14 protein-coding genes and 2 tRNA genes are annotated in these 16701 nt (G+C 69.9%); 2 read left to right on the forward strand and 14 right to left on the reverse strand.

The annotated features are described in order from the left end of the window. Nucleotides 1-282 precede the first annotated feature (282 nt). Nucleotides 283-1104, reverse strand: coding sequence for a phosphatase PAP2 family protein (locus RBR11_RS12795; RefSeq protein ID WP_308489736.1), 822 nt, complete (start codon nucleotides 1102-1104; stop codon nucleotides 283-285). A 71-nt stretch (nucleotides 1105-1175) separates the two neighbouring features. Next, nucleotides 1176-1808, reverse strand: coding sequence for a membrane protein YczE (gene yczE, locus RBR11_RS12800; RefSeq protein ID WP_308489737.1), 633 nt, complete (start codon nucleotides 1806-1808; stop codon nucleotides 1176-1178). 61 nt (nucleotides 1809-1869) lie between these two features. Between yczE and yczR the strand changes: the two genes are divergently transcribed. Beyond that, nucleotides 1870-3291 (forward strand): MocR-like transcription factor YczR, encoded by a 1422-nt coding sequence (gene yczR / locus RBR11_RS12805; RefSeq protein WP_308489738.1) that lies wholly within the window; start codon nucleotides 1870-1872, stop codon nucleotides 3289-3291. Nucleotides 3292-3426: 135 nt separating this feature from the next. Here yczR and RBR11_RS12810 read toward each other — a convergent pair. From RBR11_RS12810 to RBR11_RS12830, 5 genes are all read right to left on the reverse strand, one after another. Then, a tRNA-Ala gene (locus RBR11_RS12810) sits at nucleotides 3427-3499 on the reverse strand. A 51-nt stretch (nucleotides 3500-3550) separates the two neighbouring features. Further along, nucleotides 3551-3624, reverse strand: a tRNA-Ile gene (locus RBR11_RS12815). A 55-nt stretch (nucleotides 3625-3679) separates the two neighbouring features. Beyond that, nucleotides 3680-4558, reverse strand: a complete 879-nt coding sequence (locus RBR11_RS12820; RefSeq protein WP_308489739.1) for a DUF4097 family beta strand repeat-containing protein — start codon at nucleotides 4556-4558, stop codon at nucleotides 3680-3682. After that, nucleotides 4555-5256: a LuxR C-terminal-related transcriptional regulator gene (locus tag RBR11_RS12825; RefSeq protein WP_308489740.1), complete on the reverse strand. Its 702-nt coding sequence runs from the start codon at nucleotides 5254-5256 to the stop codon at nucleotides 4555-4557. The genes RBR11_RS12820 and RBR11_RS12825 overlap by 4 nt, the downstream gene beginning before the upstream one ends. Nucleotides 5257-5308: 52 nt before the next feature. Continuing rightward, nucleotides 5309-6595, reverse strand: a complete 1287-nt coding sequence (locus RBR11_RS12830; RefSeq protein WP_308489741.1) for a sensor histidine kinase — start codon at nucleotides 6593-6595, stop codon at nucleotides 5309-5311. A 139-nt stretch (nucleotides 6596-6734) separates the two neighbouring features. Between RBR11_RS12830 and RBR11_RS12835 the strand changes: the two genes are divergently transcribed. Further along, nucleotides 6735-7448: a VIT1/CCC1 transporter family protein gene (locus RBR11_RS12835; protein ID WP_308489742.1), complete on the forward strand. Its 714-nt coding sequence runs from the start codon at nucleotides 6735-6737 to the stop codon at nucleotides 7446-7448. 179 nt (nucleotides 7449-7627) lie between these two features. Here the strand turns inward: RBR11_RS12835 and RBR11_RS12840 are convergent, their stop codons facing one another. The 7 genes from RBR11_RS12840 to dnaN form a co-directional block, all read right to left on the reverse strand. Beyond that, on the reverse strand, nucleotides 7628-8032 hold the full coding sequence (locus tag RBR11_RS12840) for a DUF3566 domain-containing protein (RefSeq protein WP_308489743.1): 405 nt from the start codon (nucleotides 8030-8032) through the stop codon (nucleotides 7628-7630). Then, a complete protein-coding gene (gene gyrA / locus RBR11_RS12845) occupies nucleotides 8029-10572 on the reverse strand; it encodes a DNA gyrase subunit A (protein WP_308489744.1) in 2544 nt (847 codons plus the stop codon). The genes RBR11_RS12840 and gyrA overlap by 4 nt, the downstream gene beginning before the upstream one ends. A 190-nt stretch (nucleotides 10573-10762) precedes the next feature. Beyond that, nucleotides 10763-12862: a DNA topoisomerase (ATP-hydrolyzing) subunit B gene (gene gyrB, locus RBR11_RS12850; RefSeq protein WP_308489745.1), complete on the reverse strand. Its 2100-nt coding sequence runs from the start codon at nucleotides 12860-12862 to the stop codon at nucleotides 10763-10765. 118 nt (nucleotides 12863-12980) lie between these two features. Then, nucleotides 12981-13472 carry a DciA family protein gene (locus RBR11_RS12855; protein WP_308489746.1) on the reverse strand — a complete coding sequence of 164 codons (492 nt, stop codon included), beginning with the start codon at nucleotides 13470-13472 and terminating at the stop codon, nucleotides 12981-12983. Continuing rightward, on the reverse strand, nucleotides 13459-14754 hold the full coding sequence (gene recF / locus RBR11_RS12860; protein ID WP_308489747.1) for a DNA replication/repair protein RecF: 1296 nt from the start codon (nucleotides 14752-14754) through the stop codon (nucleotides 13459-13461). The genes RBR11_RS12855 and recF overlap by 14 nt, the downstream gene beginning before the upstream one ends. Nucleotides 14755-14879: 125 nt before the next feature. Next, nucleotides 14880-15332 carry a GNAT family N-acetyltransferase gene (locus RBR11_RS12865; protein ID WP_308489748.1) on the reverse strand — a complete coding sequence of 151 codons (453 nt, stop codon included), beginning with the start codon at nucleotides 15330-15332 and terminating at the stop codon, nucleotides 14880-14882. A gap of 5 nt (nucleotides 15333-15337) precedes the next feature. Further along, on the reverse strand, nucleotides 15338-16477 hold the full coding sequence (gene dnaN / locus RBR11_RS12870) for a DNA polymerase III subunit beta (protein WP_308489749.1): 1140 nt from the start codon (nucleotides 16475-16477) through the stop codon (nucleotides 15338-15340). Nucleotides 16478-16701: the final 224 nt, after the last annotated feature.

A 16701-nucleotide genomic window follows, 5' to 3' on the forward strand; every position in this document is an offset into this window, starting at 1 on the left:
CCGGATGCCGTCGCATGCCTCTCGCATGCCGCCACCGGGACGCGAATCGACGGCGTCGGAATGACATTCCTCCGGCCGCGGAAATCTATTAACAGGTTCATCCACATGTGGATTACTTGACTCGGGTCCGATTGATCCGATATACCGCCGCGATCAGGGGGTTCTCGTACGGGAGCCGTGTCCCGGTTTCTGCTGCGGAACCGCCCTTCCCGCGACCGGAATCGGGACACGGTGGTGCCGATTCCGGGACACGGTCGGAAGGCCGGGCCGCGGGGCCGCCCGTCAGGAGATCCGGCGGAAGACCCGGTTGCCCGCGGCGGCCAGCCCACTGCCCACCGCGAGGATCGCCGCGCTGCCGCCCGCGTAGGCGATCGTGCGGTGGCTGCCGTGCTGCTCGACGGTGACGTAGATCACGACGAAGGCGATCAGCGCGACGACGCCGCTCCCGACCGCGATCCACCACACCGCCGGGAGCGAGCGTGCCGGGCGGGATGCTCTCGGCACTCGCCAGACGACGAGGGCGAGGCCGCCCACGCAGCCGCAGGCGCCGACGAGAACGAAGGCGGCGACGACGTCGCTCGGACGATGCCATTGGTGGATCAGCAACAGGATCCCGGTGAGCACCGCGAAGGCACCGCCCAGGACCGCCGCCAGGGGGCGCCAGCGCGGCGGGGAGACCAGGAAGACCGCGAACGCCGCGGCGGCCGCGACCGTTGCATGCCCGGATGGGAATGAATTGCTGAGGAGGTCCGTCGCGCCGGTCTGCGCCCGGGTCAGGAACACGTGCTTGGCGAGCTCGGCGAGCACCGAGGCGATGGCTCCCACCCCGAGCGCGACCACGATGTGCTTGGGCCGCCGGGTGGCGGCGCCGATGACCAGCGTGAGCAGGATGCCGCCGCCGAGCGCGACGTACGGGACGTTGCCGAGCACAGCGCCGGACAACCGATAGATCAGGTCGTGCTGATCAGCGGCGCCGGCGAACGCGCGCTCGTCGACGACCTGCCCGACGTAGGTGCGGACGAAGAGGAAGTACGTCGCCACGAACGCGACGACGAGCGCTGCGCCGCCCGCGACGAGCGGCCACGTCTCTCGATGTGCCGGCACGGCATCATCATGCCATCCGCGGCTGTGCGTCGCGTCCGGAGGGGACCGCGACCGTCGTCCGCGCCGGAAGGCTATGCCGGATCGACCGCCGTCTCGGGGGCGGGCTGTGCCGCAGGCGACATCCGCGGGGCGCGCGCCGTGTCGAACAGCGGCAGCGCGATGTGGACGAGCGGGCCGATGCCCGCGGCGAAGACCACCGTGCCGATCCCGACCGTTCCGCCGAGCAGCCAGCCGACGAGCAGCACTGTCAGCTCGACCGACAGACGCGATACCCAGATCGGCCAGCCCAGCCGCGCGTTCATGCCGGTCATCAGCCCGTCACGCGGGCCGGCGCCGAACCGCGAGCCGATGTAGAGGCCGCTCGCCAGGGCGACGGCGAGCAGCCCCACGACGAACAGCAGGATCCGCGGGAGCAGGTCGTGCACGGGCGGCAGCACGGCGAGAGTGCCCTGGATCGCGGTGCCGACCAGCAGGATGTTCGCGATCGTGCCGATGCCCGGGCGCTGGCGGAGCGGGATCCACAGCAGCAGGACGAGCAGGCCGACGATGTTGGTGATCCATCCGATCCCGACGCCGGTGCGCACGGCGAGGCCCTGCGCGAAGACGGTCCACGGGTCGAGCCCGAAGCCGGCCGCGATCATCAGCGCGTCGCCCACGCCGTAGAGCGGCAGTCCGATCAGCAGCTGGATCACCCGTCGAGTCATGGATCCATGATCCCCTAAAAGTGGTCCTGTCAGAACAGTCCAATTCGCGTACGCTGGCCCGATGGACTCCCGGCTCTCCGCTCGCGCCCTCGTCGAGCTGCTCGGCCTCTGGCGCACGAGCGAGCCCGCCTACGACGCCCTTGCCGACGGGATCCGGCTGCTCTGCCTGGACAACCGGATCGCGCCGGGGACCGCACTTCCCGCCGAACGCGAACTGGCGGGCGCGCTGGGCGTGAGCCGCACGACGGTCGCTGCGGCGTATCGCACGCTGCGCGGCACCGGGCACATCGTCAGCCGACAGGGGTCCGGCAGCATCACCCGGCCGCTCGGCCGCACGACGTCGGCCCGCTGGTTCGACCACGGCGGCATCGATCTGCAGCAGGCGAGCCCGCCGGCCTGGCCGGGCCTGCCCGGGGTGATCGCCGAGGTGGCGGGATCGGCGACCGCCCTCGTCTCCCGCGCCGGCTACGACATCCTCGGGCACCTGGAGCTCCGCACGGCCATCGCCGAGAGGTATTCCCGTCACGGCATGCACACGGATCCGACCCAGATCATGGTGACGAACGGCGCTCAGCACGCTCTGAACCTCATCGCCTCGACGCTGCTGCACTGTGCCGACCGCGTGCTCATCGAGACGCCGACATATCCGCACGCGGCGGAGACCTTCCGCCGCGCCGGCTCGCGTCTCGTCGGAGTCCCGGTGACGACCGAGGACGGCTGGGACGTCGACCGCGCCGCGCAGGCGTTCGCCCGCGCCCGGCCCGTGCTCGCCTATCTCATGCCCGAGTTCCAGAACCCGACCGGTCGCTCGATGACGCCGGCGGAGAGCCACGCGTTCGAACGGGCCGCGCACGACGCGGGATCGACCCTGCTCATCGACGAGACCACGGCCGAGCTGACGATCGACGAGACCGAGCGCCCCACCCCGCTCGGCGCGGCGGGGCCCGCGATCCGTGTCGGCTCCCTGGGCAAGGCGGTCTGGGGCGGACTGAGGGTCGGCTGGATCCGCGCCGAGGAGGAGGTGATCCGGCGCCTGCGCGCGGCCCGCGCCGCGCACGACCTGGGCACGCCGGACCTCGAGCAGGCGATCGCGACCCGTGTCGTGTCCCGGCTCGACGAGATCCTGCCGCAGCGCTCCACCCTGCTCCGTTCGGGCCGGGACGCCCTGGTCGCCGCGCTCGCGCGCACAGTGCCGGAGTGGTCGGTGCCGGAGGTGCGCGGCGGGGTCGCGCTCTGGGTGGGCCTCGGGGCGCCGCTCAGCTCGGCACTCGTGATCGACGCCGCCGCCCACGGGCTGCACCTCAGCGCGGGCCCCCGGTTCGCGGTGGAGGGCGGCCACGAGCGGCACCTCAGGATCCCGTTCACGGCCGAACCGCGCGAGCTCGAGCGCGCGGTCGAGGTCCTTGCGGCATCGTGGTCGCGGGTCACCGCGGGCACACCTCGCACATCACCCGTCACGGCCCTGGCCGAGGCGGTCGTCTGAGCCGATCCGGGCGGCGCCGGCGCGCCGGCACGTGCCGAGGGCAGCAGGTCCTCCCGAACGACCGAACGGTCCGAGAAGGTCGCGGAGACGAAGAAGAGCCCCGGGGTGCACCCGGGGCTCTTCGTCTGAAATCCGTGGAGCCTAGGAGATTCGAACTCCTGACATCTTGCTTGCAAAGCAAGCGCTCTACCAACTGAGCTAAGGCCCCGCTCTCGACGACGGAGAGGATCCGATTTCTCGGATCCTCTCAGCGTGTCGGTGGGGCTACCAGGACTTGAACCTGGGACCTCTTCATTATCAGTGAAGCGCTCTAACCGCCTGAGCTATAGCCCCGTATCAACCTCCAAGACTTTACCCGACGTGGGCACGATTCACGAAATCGAGGGGATCAGCTCCCGCTGCGGAGGCTGATCGATCCGGCGGAGAGGTCGACCTGCACCCGGTGGTCGGACGAGGAGTCGGTCGGGATCCGGGCGTCCAGGCTTCCGGCCGAGACGTCCTTGGACAGGGCGTACGAGCCCGAGGGCACCGTGACGTCCATGGCGCCGGCGCTCACGTCGAGCTTCACGCTGTCGGGCTGCGACCCGGTCAGCGTCGCGTCGAGCCGGCCGGCCGACATGGTCAGATCGGCCGTCGCGACGTCGCTCAGATGCAGGGTCGCTGCGCCCGCGTCGACCCGGGCGGTCACGTCGCGTGCGGATCCGTCCAGCGTCATCATGCCCGCGCTGAGCTTCGCCTTCAGCGTGCCGAAGTCGCCCTGTGCGTCGAGGGCCCCGGCCTCGAGCGTGAGGTCGGCGTCGAGCCGGCCGGAGAGGTCGTCCGGCAGGGTCAGCGTCGTCGACGGGCCGTCCTGGAACCACCCGTCGACCCACCAGCCGAGCACGGCTCGAGGGCTCTCGACGACGAGCGTGCCCCCCTCCCGGTGCATGGTCCAGTTGCCGCTGCCGCGTCCGGTGCTGCGCAGCGTCGCCTCGGGGACGTCGGCGTAGCGGATCGTCACGGATCCGCCGCCGGCGTCGAGGGTGAGCTTCGTGACACCGGTCACGTCGAGCGAGGTGCCCTGCGCGACCGGTCCGTCGACGCCGGTGAACTGTCCCGTCGCTGCGATCGCCGCGTTCCCGCCCGTGGCGGCGAGCGCGAGGGCGCCGATGATGAGGGCGCTGACGGTGATGCTCGTCACGGCGCCGGCGCGCGGTGTGCGGGCCGGCGACGCCGACGGGGCGGAGGGCTGAGGATCCCGGGGATCCGGGGGAGTGGGGTTCGTCATCGGTTCGTTCCGTTCTGCGTGCGGGGGAGGCCGGTGCTCTCGAGGTGCGCGATGGCGGCGAGCACCCGGCGGTTGCCGGATTCGTCGGGCTCGAGGCCGAGCTTCTGGAAGATGGCGGTGATGTGCTTCTCGACGCTCGCCTCGGAGAGGAAGAGCGTCGACGCGATGGCCTGGTTCGACCGGCCCTCGGCGATCATCGCGAGCACGGAGCGCTCGCGATCGGTGAGGCTCTGCATCCGGTCGTCCTGGTTGCGCCGGGTGAGCAGCTGCGCGACCACCTCCGGGTCCAGGACGGTGGATCCCGACGCGATCCGCTCGACGGACTCGATGAACTCGGCCACGTCGGCGACGCGGTCCTTGAGCAGGTAGCCGAGCGGGCCTGCGGACCCCTGCGCCGATCCGGTCTGAGCCGCGATGAGGTCGCTCGCGTAGCGCTCCTCGACGTACTGCGACAGGACCAGGAGGGGCAGCTGCGGGATCCGCTTGCGCAGAGCCAGCGCCGCGCGGATCCCCTCGTCCACGAACGTGGGCGGCAGGCGGACGTCGAGGATGCACAGCGCGGGAGCGGTCGCGTCGACGGTCGCGTCGAGATCCGAGGCGTCGGGGAGGGCGGCGACCACCGTGTGGTCGGCGTCCTCGAGCAGGCGGACCAAGCCCTCCCGCAGGAGGACCGAGTCTTCGACGATCAGGATCCTCATGACACGCCCTCCGCCGCTCCGGTGCCGCACTGCTGGTTGAGATGCCGGACGATCAGGATGCGCACGGGACACTCACCTCCAGGCTGGTCGGGCCGCCCACGGGGCTGTCCAGGCGGATCGTGCCGCCGGCCGCGAGCACGCGGTTTCCGATACCGTCCAGGCCGCCGCCGGGGACGACGGTCGCTCCGCCGACGCCGTTGTCCTCGACGCGGGCCCACAGCGTGCCGCCGTCGCGCACCCGCACGACCACGCGGCATTCGCCGGCGCGGGAGTGCTTGGCGGCGTTGGTGAGGGATTCGGCGATCGAGAAGTAGACGGCGGCCTCGGCGTCGCGGGAGCAGCGGCCGTCGAGCCGCACGTCGAGGACGACCGGCACGGGGGAGCGCCCGGCGAGGGCGGAGAGCGCCGCGTCCAGTCCGCGGTCGTCGAGCACTGATGCGTGGATCCCTCGGGCGAGCTGGCGCAGCTCGGTGATCGCGGCCTTGGTCGACGTGTGCGCCTCGGCGATGAGCGCCTTCGCGGCCTCCGGGTCCGTGTCGATCTTCTGCTGTGCCATGCCCAGGGTCATGCCGACCGAGACGAGACGGGGCTGGACGCCGTCGTGCAGGTCGCGCTCGATCCGGGTGCGCTCGACATCTGCGGCGCGCACGGCGCCGGCGCGCTGCGCGGTGGTGGTGCGGACCTGTTCGGTGAGCTCCCTGTTGCGGTCGGGAGTGGCCACGATGCCGCGGGAGATCACCCGGTGCAGCAGTGCGAGCCCGACGATGCCGACGATCGACGCGGCCACGCCGAGGCCGCCGAACAGCGGCGCCCACGCGATCGGATACGTCGTCCCCCAGCCGGTGTCGGCGTCGCCCGTGCTGAACAGGGGCGCGAACGCGGTCACCGCCGACCAGCCGAGCCAGCCGAACAGTCGCAGCACGAGGCCGCCGAACGCGCACGCGATCGCGAAGTTCGCCAGGGCCCGCCACATCCGGCCGTTGTACGCCTGCCGCCACACCGACAGCAGCCACCCGCCGAATCCGGGGCGCTCCCGGGGGCGCCACTGCACCGCCGGAAGCTCGAACCGGTACAGCCCGTCCAGCCGGGCGATCTCGAACCAGGCCACGCCGAACAGCGCGTACACGAGCCCGACGAGGAACACCACGCCGACGCCCACGAAGAGCAGTCCGAAGCTCAGCCCGAGCAGGCCTCCGAGCAGGCCCACCGCGGCGGAGCCGACGACGCCGAGCGCGGCGAGCTCGAGCACCGTCAGAAGGATGCGCAACGGGGTGCGGGTCGTCGGTCGCGCCGCGGGATCCTCCGCGGGCGGCGGGACGTAGGCCTGTGCTGTGGTCATGGCTCCACGCTACGGCGGCGCTCGGACCGGCGGAACGGAGGGATCCCGAGGATCGGTTTCGGGATATCCGTAAGGCGACGGGGCTTATGCATGCCTTGCCTCTGTGGACGGCGGCGGTCCGCAGTGCTTTCGTGGTCACATGAGCACCGAGCACTCGGGGGAACCCCACTCCAAGAACGTCAACGGGCGGCTGAACTGGCTGCGCGCCGGGGTGCTCGGCGCGAACGACGGCATCGTCTCGGTCGCCTCGCTCGTCGTCGGCGTCGCCGGGGCCACGTCGAGCAACGCCGCCCTGCTGGTCGCCGGACTCGCCGGTCTCATCGGCGGAGCGATCTCGATGGCGCTCGGCGAGTACGTGTCGGTGTCGAGCCAGCGCGACAGCGAGCACGCGCTCATCGAGAAGGAGCGCCACGAGCTGAAGACCATGCCGGAGGAGGAGTTCGCCGAACTGGTCGGCCTCTACCGCGCCCGTGGACTCACCGACGAGACCGCGCACAAGGTCGCCGCCGAGCTCACCGCGCACGACGCCCTCGCCGCGCACCTGGAGGTCGAGCTCGGCATCGACCAGGACGACCTGGTGCGCCCCTGGCACGCCGCGATCTCGTCCGCGATCGCGTTCACCTGCGGAGCGGTGCTGCCTCTGCTCGCGATCCTGCTCCCGCCCGCCGGCATGCGCGTGCCGATCACCTTCGTCGCGGTGCTCTTCGCGCTCGCGGCGACCGGTTGGATCTCGGCGCGGATCGGCGGATCCGATCCCGTGCGCGCCTCGATCCGCCTCCTCGTCGGCGGCGCGCTCGCCCTCGCCGCGACCTGGCTCATCGGCACTCTGCTCGGTTCCACCGGGGTGGTCTGAGTAAGGTCCCGCCGCCCGCCTCTCGGGGTCGTTGAGCGAGCCCCGCCGGAGGCGGAGCGAGACGAAACGCGGCGATCCGCAGGTAACCGCGTTTCGTCTCGGTCGCTGCGCGTCCTCGCTCAACGACCGAGGAACGCCGAAGGCCCGGCCCACGCGGGGACCGGGCCTTCCAGAAAGCGTCAGTTCGAGGTGAAGCCGACGAGCAGGCCGCCGGTCACCTTCACCGCGACGTTGTAGATGCCGGCGATGATCGCGCCGAGCACCGTGAACACGATGAGGTTCAGGATCGCGACGACCGAGCCGAACGCGAGCACCTGCGGCAGGCCGACGATCGAGCTCAGCTTCACGGCGCCGTCGGTGAATCCGCCGACGAACTCGTCACCCTTGGCGATGAGACCGGTCGCCGCCATCACCAGGTAGATCAGCAGGAACGACACCAGGGTGACGATCGCGATCGCGATCGCGCCGAGGAAGGACAGCTTCACGGCGGACCAGAAGTCGATGTACACGAGGCGCAGGCGGACCTGCTTGCTCGACGTCTTGCGCGACGATTTCTTGGCGAGCTTGTCGGCTACCGTGCTCATTCGTCAGTTCCTTCGGGGGTCGGGGTCTCGGGGGCCGCAGCGGAGTCCTCGGACTCTTCGCTCTCGGCCAGGCCGCGCTCGGTGTTGCGGGCGATCGCAAGGATCCGATCCTCATCGTCGGTCCGGGCGAAAACCACGCCCATGGTGTTGCGACCCTTCGCCGGCACCTCGGCCACGGCAGAGCGTACCACCTTGCCACTGGCAAGAACCACAAGGACCTCATCGTCCTCCTGGACGATCAGACCGCCCGCGAGGATGCCCCTGTCATCGTTCAGTTTGGCGACCTTGATGCCCTGGCCGCCACGGCCCTGCACACGGTACTCGTCCACGGAGGTGCGCTTCGCGTACCCGCCGTCGGTGACGACGAACACGAATCCGCCCTCGGTGACGAGCGACGCGGACAGCAGGCTGTCGTCGCCCGCGAACTTCATGCCCTTGACGCCCTCGGTGGCCCGGCCCATCGGGCGCAGCGCGTCGTCGGTCGCGTGGAAGCGCACCGACATGCCGTGCCTGCTGATGAGCAGGACGTCGTCGGCCGCGTCGGCGAGGAATGCGCTGACCAGCTCGTCCTCCTCGCGCAGGCGGATCGCGATGACGCCGCCCTGACGGTTCGTGTCGTAGTCGCCGAGGCGGCTCTTCTTCACGAGTCCGCCGCGGGTCGCCAGCACGAGGTACTGCGCGGCCTCGTAGTCGCGGATGTCGAGGATCTGGGCGATCTTCTCCTCCGGCTGCAGGGCGAGCAGGTTCGCGACGTGCTGGCCCTTGGCGTCGCGGCCGGCCTCGGGGATCTCGTACGTCTTGGCGCGGTAGACCCGGCCCTTGTCGGTGAAGAACAGCAGCCAGTGGTGCGTGGTCGTCACGAAGAAGTGCTCGACGAGGTCGTCGGCGCGCAGCTGCGCGCCCTTCACGCCCTTGCCGCCGCGGTGCTGCGAGCGGTAGTTGTCGCTACGGGTCCGCTTGATGTAACCCTCACGGGTGACCGTGACGACCATCTCCTCCTCGGCGATGAGGTCCTCGATCGAGACGTCGCCGTCGAAGCCGTGCAGGATGTGCGTGCGGCGGTCGTCGCCGAAGCGGTCGACGATCGCGGTGAGCTCCTCGCGGATGATCGCGCGCTGGCGGAGCGGATCCGCGATGATCGCCTTGTACTCGACGATCTGGGCCTCGAGCTCGGTGGCCTCGTCGATGATCTTCTGACGCTCGAGGGCGGCGAGGCGGCGCAGCTGCATCTGCAGGATCGCGTCGGCCTGGACCTCGTCGATGTCGAGGAGCTTCTGCAGTCCCTCGCTCGCCTCCTGCACGGTGGGCGACCGGCGGATCAGCGCGATGACCTCGTCCAGCGCGTCGAGCGCCTTGAGATAGCCGCGCAGGATGTGCATCCGCGCCTCGGCCTTGGCCAGGCGGAACTTCGTGCGCCGCACGATGACGTCGATCTGGTGGTCGAGCCAGTTCGTGATGAAGCCGTCGAGGGCGAGCGTGCGCGGCACCCCGTCCACGATCGCGAGCATGTTCGCGCCGAAGTTCTCCTGCAGCGAGGTGTGCTTGTACAGGTTGTTCAGCACGACCTTCGCGACCGCGTCGCGCTTGAGCACGATGACCAGGCGCTGGCCGGTGCGGTCGCTGGTCTCGTCGCGGATGTCCGCGATCCCGGTGATCTTGCCCTCGCGGGCCAGGTCGCCGATCTTCACCGCGAGGTTGTCCGGGTTCACCTGGTACGGCAGCTCGGTGATCACGAGGCAGGTGCGTCCCTGGATCTCCTCGACGCCGACCACCGCGCGCATCGTGATGGATCCGCGGCCGGTGCGGTACGCCTCGTGGATCCCCTTCGTGCCGAGGATCTGCGCGCCGGTCGGGAAGTCCGGGCCGGGCACGCGCTGGATGAGGCCCTCGAGCAGCTCCTCACGGGGCAGGTCCGGGTTCTCCAGCGCCCACAGCGCCGCCTCGGACACCTCACGGAGGTTGTGCGGCGGGATGTTCGTCGCCATGCCGACCGCGATGCCGACGGATCCGTTCACCAGCAGGTTCGGGAACCGGGCCGGCAGGACGTCGGGCTCCTGGGTCTGACCGTCGTAGTTGTCCGAGAAGTCGACGGTCTCCTCTTCGATGTCCCGCACCATCTCGAGCGCGAGCGGGGCCATCTTCGTCTCGGTGTAGCGCGGGGCGGCGGCGCCCATGTTGCCGGGGGAGCCGAAGTTGCCCTGGCCGAGCGCGAGCGGGTAGCGCAGCGACCACGGCTGCACGAGGCGGACGAGGGCGTCGTAGATCGCCGAGTCGCCGTGCGGGTGGTACTGACCCATGACCTCGCCGACGACGCGGGCGCACTTCGAGAACGACTTGTCGGGGCGGAAGCCGCCGTCGTACATGCCGTAGATCACGCGGCGGTGCACGGGCTTGAGGCCGTCGCGCACATCGGGCAGCGCGCGCCCGACGATGACCGCCATGGCGTAGTCGAGGTACGACCGCTGCATCTCCGACTGCAGGTCGACCTGGTCGATCTTGCCGTGGTTGTGCTCGGCTTCGGGGCGGCTCTCGTCAGTCATGTCTTCTTCTCGTCTTGCCGTTCGTGCCTGTTCGTGGGCCGGGCTCCGGGACGGGATCCCGAGAGATCAGCGGGTTCCTTCCCGCTTCGCGGGCCCCTCCCGATATCTCTCGGGATCCCGTCCCTGCGCCCTCCGTCATTCATGGGGCGCGGCCCGAGTCTTCGCTTGTGTGGTGGGTGTGGTGTGAGGGTCAGATGTCCAGGAAGCGGACGTCCTTGGCGTTGCGCTGGATGAAGCTGCGGCGGGACTCGACGTCCTCGCCCATCAGCACGCTGAAGATCTCGTCGGCGGCCGCGGCGTCGTCGATGGTCACCTGGCGGAGGGTCCGCGTGGTGTGATCCATCGTGGTCTCCCACAGCTCCTTGGCGTTCATCTCGCCGAGACCCTTGTACCGCTGCACCGGCGCGTCCTTCGGGAGGCGCTTGCCGTTCGCCGCACCGTCCTTGAGCAGCGCGTCCCGCTCCGCGTCCGAGTACACGTACTCGTGCGGCGCGTTCGACCACTTCAGCCGGTACAGCGGCGGCATCGCGAGGAAGACGAAACCCGCCTCGATGAGCCCGCGCATGTACCGGAACAGCAGCGTGAGCAGCAGCGTCGTGATGTGCTGGCCGTCCACGTCGGCATCCGCCATCAGCACGATCTTGTGATAGCGGGCCTTCTCCAGGTCGAAGTCCTCGCCGATGCCCGTGCCGAAGGCCTGAATCATCGCCTGGACCTCCTTGTTGGCGAGAGCCTTGTCGAGACGCGCGCGCTCGACGTTCAGGATCTTGCCGCGGAGCGCGAGAATCGCCTGGGTGTGCGGGTCGCGGCCCTGCACGGCGGAGCCGCCGGCCGAGTCGCCCTCCACGAGGAAGATCTCCGAGATGGACGGATCCTTGCTCGTGCAGTCCTTGAGCTTGTCCGGCATCGCGGCCGACTCGAACACGCTCTTGCGGCGAGCGGTCTCGCGCGCCTTGCGGGCGGCGAGGCGTGCGGTCGCGGCGTCGATCGCCTTGCGGATGACGTTCTTCGCCTGGGCGGGGTTCCGGTCGAACCAGTCGCCGAGCTGGTCGCCGACCACCTTCTGCGTGAACGCCTTCGCCTCGGTGTTGCCGAGCTTGGTCTTGGTCTGTCCCTCGAACTGGGGCTCGCCGAGCTTGATCGAGATGACCGCGGTGAGACCCTCGCGCACGTCGTCGCCGGAGAGGTTGTCGTCCTTCTCCTTGAGCAGGTTGTTCGCCCTGGCGTAGCGGTTCACGAGCGTGGTGAGCGCCGCGCGGAAGCCCTCCTCGTGCGTGCCGCCCTCGTGCGTGTTGATCGTGTTCGCGTAGGTGAACACGTTCTCCGTGTAGCCGGTGGTCCACTGCATCGCGACCTCGAGGGAGATCTTGCGCTCGGAGTCCTCGGACTCGAACGCGATGATCTCCTCGGTCACGACCTCGGCGCGGCGCACGTGGTTGAGGTACTCGACGTAGTCGACGAGACCGCGCTCGTAGAAGAATACGTCCGCACGCTGCTTCGTGACGATCGCGCCGTCGACCTCCTCGTCGACCGTCGCCTCGGCGCGCTCGTCCCGCAGCTCGATCCGCAGCCCCTTGTTCAGGAACGCCATCTGCTGGAAGCGGGTGCGCAGGGTGTCGTAGTCGAAGTCGACGGTCTCGGTGAAGATCGTGGCGTCGGGCCAGAACGTGATGGTCGTCCCGGTCTCGGAGGTCGCCTCGCCCTTCTCGAGCTGCTGCTGCGGGGTGCCGCCGTCGGCGAAGCTGTGCCGCCAGACGTGGCCCTTCTGCTTGACCTCGACCTCGAACCGCGTCGAGAGGGCGTTCACGACCGAGGATCCGACGCCGTGCAGACCGCCGGAGACGGCGTAGGCGCCGCCGCCGAACTTGCCGCCGGCGTGCAGGATCGTGAGCACGACCTCGACCGTGGACTTCGTCGGGTCGGAGGAGTGCGGGTCGACCGGGATGCCGCGGCCGTTGTCGACCACGCGGACGCCGCCGTCGTCGAGCAGGGTGACGAGGATCGTGTCGGCGTAACCGGCGAGCGCCTCGTCGACGGAGTTGTCGACGATCTCGTACACGAGGTGGTGGAGCCCGCGCGGACCCGTCGAGCCGATGTACATGCCCGGGCGCTTGCGGACCGCTTCGAGGCCCTCGAGGATCTGGATCGAGTCGGCGCCGTACTCCGTCGTCGGCGCGCCGGACGCACCGGCCGGCTTCGTCGCAGAGCCGGAAGCCTCTGGAGCCCCCGACGCCTGGGTCGATTCGTTCTCGGTCGATTCGTTCGCGTCAGAGGGGTTTTCAGGTGTCATCTGAGAGGAGGCTCCACATCGAAGATCTAGGCGCCCAGTCTATCGGAAACCGCTCTCAATGTCGCGTTGTGTGCCGTTCTGCGCGCCTTAACACCTGCGGAACGAGATGGATCTTGTCCTAACCGTAGGTATCGCGCGGGCCCCGCCCTGGAGCGACTCTGGGGCCCCATTTCCAGGAGGGGACGTCCGGGCCGACGAAGCGCAGGTTCTGCACACCGGCCTCGGGATACCTCCGGCCGATCTCGGTGATGATCACGGCGCGCATGTACTGCAGGTTCTTCGCCCACGCCGTCGAGTCGCACTTGACGGTCAGCATTCCGCCCTCGAGCGACACCGGCTCGGAGTGCTTGGCCGTGTCGGGGCCCGCGAGCTCGGCCCACTGCAGCACGAGGTCCTCCCGGCTGAGCGCGGCCTCCCAGCCCGAGTCGCGGGTGAGCTTCGCGAGCACGTCGCCGAGCACACCCGGATCCCGCCCCGGGGTGAACGGCGCGTTCTCGTCGTCGACGATGCGCTTCTTGCGCTTCCAGTTCTTCGAGCTCGGCTTCAGCCCGCGCAGCCGCAGGTAGGTCGAGACGGTCTCCGGGACGTCGGGGAGGTCAGGATCGGTCATCGGTCGCCTCCTCGGCCTCGGTCGGTCCGCCCCGCGGAGTCGTTTCGGGGCGTGTTTCTGCGTTTTGGGGCGCATCCTGCCGGGATTCCTGGTCGTTCTGCGCCCCAAACGACGATTCCGCGCCCCGAATCTCCCGCTCGTCGATGATCGTGCCGGCGGAGATCCGCACGACGTGCCGGTGCAGCACCTCGGGGATGTCCTCCTCGACCGCCGCGGTGACGAGCACCTGCTCGTATCCCGCGGTGATCCCGGCGAGCCGGCGGCGGCGCTCGGCATCGAGCTCCGCGAACACGTCGTCGAGGATCAGGACCGGATCCCCGGCCGGCGACTCCCGCCGCAGCAGCTCTGCCGACGCGAGCCGCAGCGCGAGCGCGACCGACCAGGACTCGCCGTGCGATGCGTAGCCCTTCACCGGGAGGTCGCGCACCCGCAGCACGAGGTCGTCGCGGTGCGGACCGACGAGAGTGAGCCCGCGCTCGAGCTCCGAGGAGCGCTTCGCCGCGAGCGCCGCGCGGAACAGGTCCGCGGTCGTGCCGCCGGATCCGTCCGCGCCCTCGGCGTCGTCGCCTTCCTCGGGATCCCCGCCGCGGATCGACTGCGCCCAGTGCATGCGCGGGTCATGGTCGGCGCCGGCGATCGACGCGTACGCCTCGGCGAGCCCGGGCTGCAGGTCGGCTGCGAGCCGGGAGCGCGCGTCGATGATCTCGGATCCGAGGGCGATGAGCTTGTCGTCCCAGACGTCGAGAGTGGTCAGCGCCTCGGCCTTCATGCCACGGGCACGGGCGGATTTCAGCAGCGCGGTGCGCTGCCGGAGCACCCTGTCGTAATCGCCGAGAACGGCCGACATCCGCGGGGCGCGCTGGATCAGCAGCTGATCCGCGAACCGGCGACGGGAGGACGGATCCCCCCGCACGATCTGCAGATCCTCCGGCGCGAACAGCACGACGTGCGCATAACGGGGCAGGTCGGCGGTGCGGCCCGGGGCGCCGTTGATCCGCGCCTTGTTGGATCCCTGCCTGTTGATCTGCACCTCGATCAGCACTTTTCTCTGGCCGTGCGCGAGCCGGGCGCGGACGATCGCGGCGTCGAAGCCGTCGCGCACCATCGGCGCGTCCGATGAGACCCGGTGCGAGCCGAGTGTGGCGAGGAACACGATGGCCTCGGCGAGGTTCGTCTTGCCCTGTCCGTTCCGGCCGACAAGCACGTTCGGGCCGCGGTGGAGCGCGAGTTCCGCGGTCGCGTAATTGCGGAAGTCCACGAGGCTGAGGTGCTCCACAATCACCCGAGCAACCTTACCCGCGGGCTCCGACACGCACCGGGCCCGCCCCTGTCGTTCGCTGGTCGCGACACGCCGCATCCGGCGCCGCAAGAGGGCGTGTCGCGACCAGCGAACCGAGGGGATCGGGCTCAGAGGGTGCGGGCGACGTAGACCATGCCGTTGGAGCGGCGGATCTCGGTCATCCCGGCTCGAGCGAGGACCGCGAGGGAGGCGGCGTTGGTCTCCTCGGTGTCCGCGACCGCCCGCACCGCGCCGTGCGCGGCCGCGATCCGCAGCCCTTCGCGCACGGCCGCGGTCGCGAGGCCCCGCCCACGCGCCGACGGGATCAGCCCGTACCCGAACTCGACAGCCCCTGACGCGTCCGGAGGGCCGAAGAACCCGAATCCGCCGACCGCGACGCCGTCGTCGTCGCGGATCGCGTAGAGCGTGAACACCGGATCCGCGTTCTGCGCCGCGGCGAGCATCCGCAGCGGCACGAGCTCGTCCTCGAAGGGATACTCCGGATGCCAGTGGTCGCCGTCGCGTTCGTCGCGGGCGACGATCCGGGCCGCGAGCGCAGGATCGATCCGATCCAGCGTCATCCGGGTCAGCGCAGCAGCAGGTTCGGCTGGAGCAGGTACTTGAACGAGTCCAGGCCCGCCTGGTCGACCGAGGTCTGGCTCGTGACGAGCACCGGGCTGAGCTTGTTCGCGTTGTCGGAGGACGTGAACGTCACCCGGACGAACTCGCTGCGGACGGCGCCGAGGGCCTCGAGCAGGTACTGCGGGTTGAGGCCGAGCGTGACGTCCTCGCCGTTCAGGTGCGCGTCGACCGACTCGGAGGCCCGAGCCTGCTCGCCGCCCGAGGCGTCCATCGTGACGGCTGCGGTGTCGAACGTGAAGCGCAGCGGGGCGGAACGGTCCAGCACGAGCGCGACACGGCGCACGGCCTCGGTGAGATCGGCGGTGTTGACGACCGCGTGGTGATCCGTCTGCTCGGGGAACAGCCGGCGCACAGGCGGGAAATTGCCCTTGATCAGGAGAGAAGTGACGGTCTTGTTGCCCGCGGTGAACGCGATGATCTCGCGGTCGCCGGCGCCGGAGAACGAGATCTGGATCGTGCCGGCGTGGCCGAAGGTCTTGCCGACCTCCTGCAGGGTGCGGGCGGGGACCAGCGCGGTCTGCTCGGCGGACTCACCGTCCCACGGCACGTCGCGCAGCGAGACCCGGTAGCGGTCGGTTGCGACGAGGCTCAACGTCGTTCCGCTGACCTCGAGCTGCACGCCGGTGAGCACAGGGGTGACGTCGTCGCGGGAGGCCGCGAATCCGACCTGCGCGATCGCGGTGCTGAAGTCCTCGGCGGGCACGAGTCCGGAGGTACCGGACACCTCGGGGATCGAGGGATATTCCTCGACCGGCATGGCCGCGAGGGTGAAACGGGCGGATCCGCAGCGCACGGCGATCCCGCCGTCCTCCTCGACCGCGATCTCGATCGGCGCGTTCGGCAGTCGGCTGGCGATGTCCGAGAGCAGCCGGCCGTGCACGAGGATCGTGCCCGCCTCGTCGACCGTCGCCTCGATGGTCGTCCGGGCGGAGGCCTCGTAGTCGAACGCCGAGAGGGTGAGCCCGTTCTCGCCGGCCTCGATCAGGACGCCGGCCAGGATCGGCTGGGGGTTCCGCTGGGGGAGGAGCTTGACGACGAAGGACACTGCTTCGCTGAAGACATCGCGATTGACCTGGAACCTCACCGGCGCTCCTTCGTCGTTGATCCGCGGGAGGACGCGAATGACATCCTTCCGGCCGCATGGCAGACGCCACGGGCTCCCATGCTAATGCCACGGTCCACCCCAGGACATGCGCACGCCCTCGAATCCGGTCCGGTGACCGGATCCATCCCCAGATCCGCCCTCGGAGGTGATCGACGGACCTGGATCTCCAAAGAGTTCTTAACGGTGTTAACGCTTGTGGATAC

The organism is Microbacterium capsulatum (assembly GCF_030865425.1).
GTDB classification, from domain to species: domain Bacteria; phylum Actinomycetota; class Actinomycetes; order Actinomycetales; family Microbacteriaceae; genus Microbacterium; species Microbacterium capsulatum.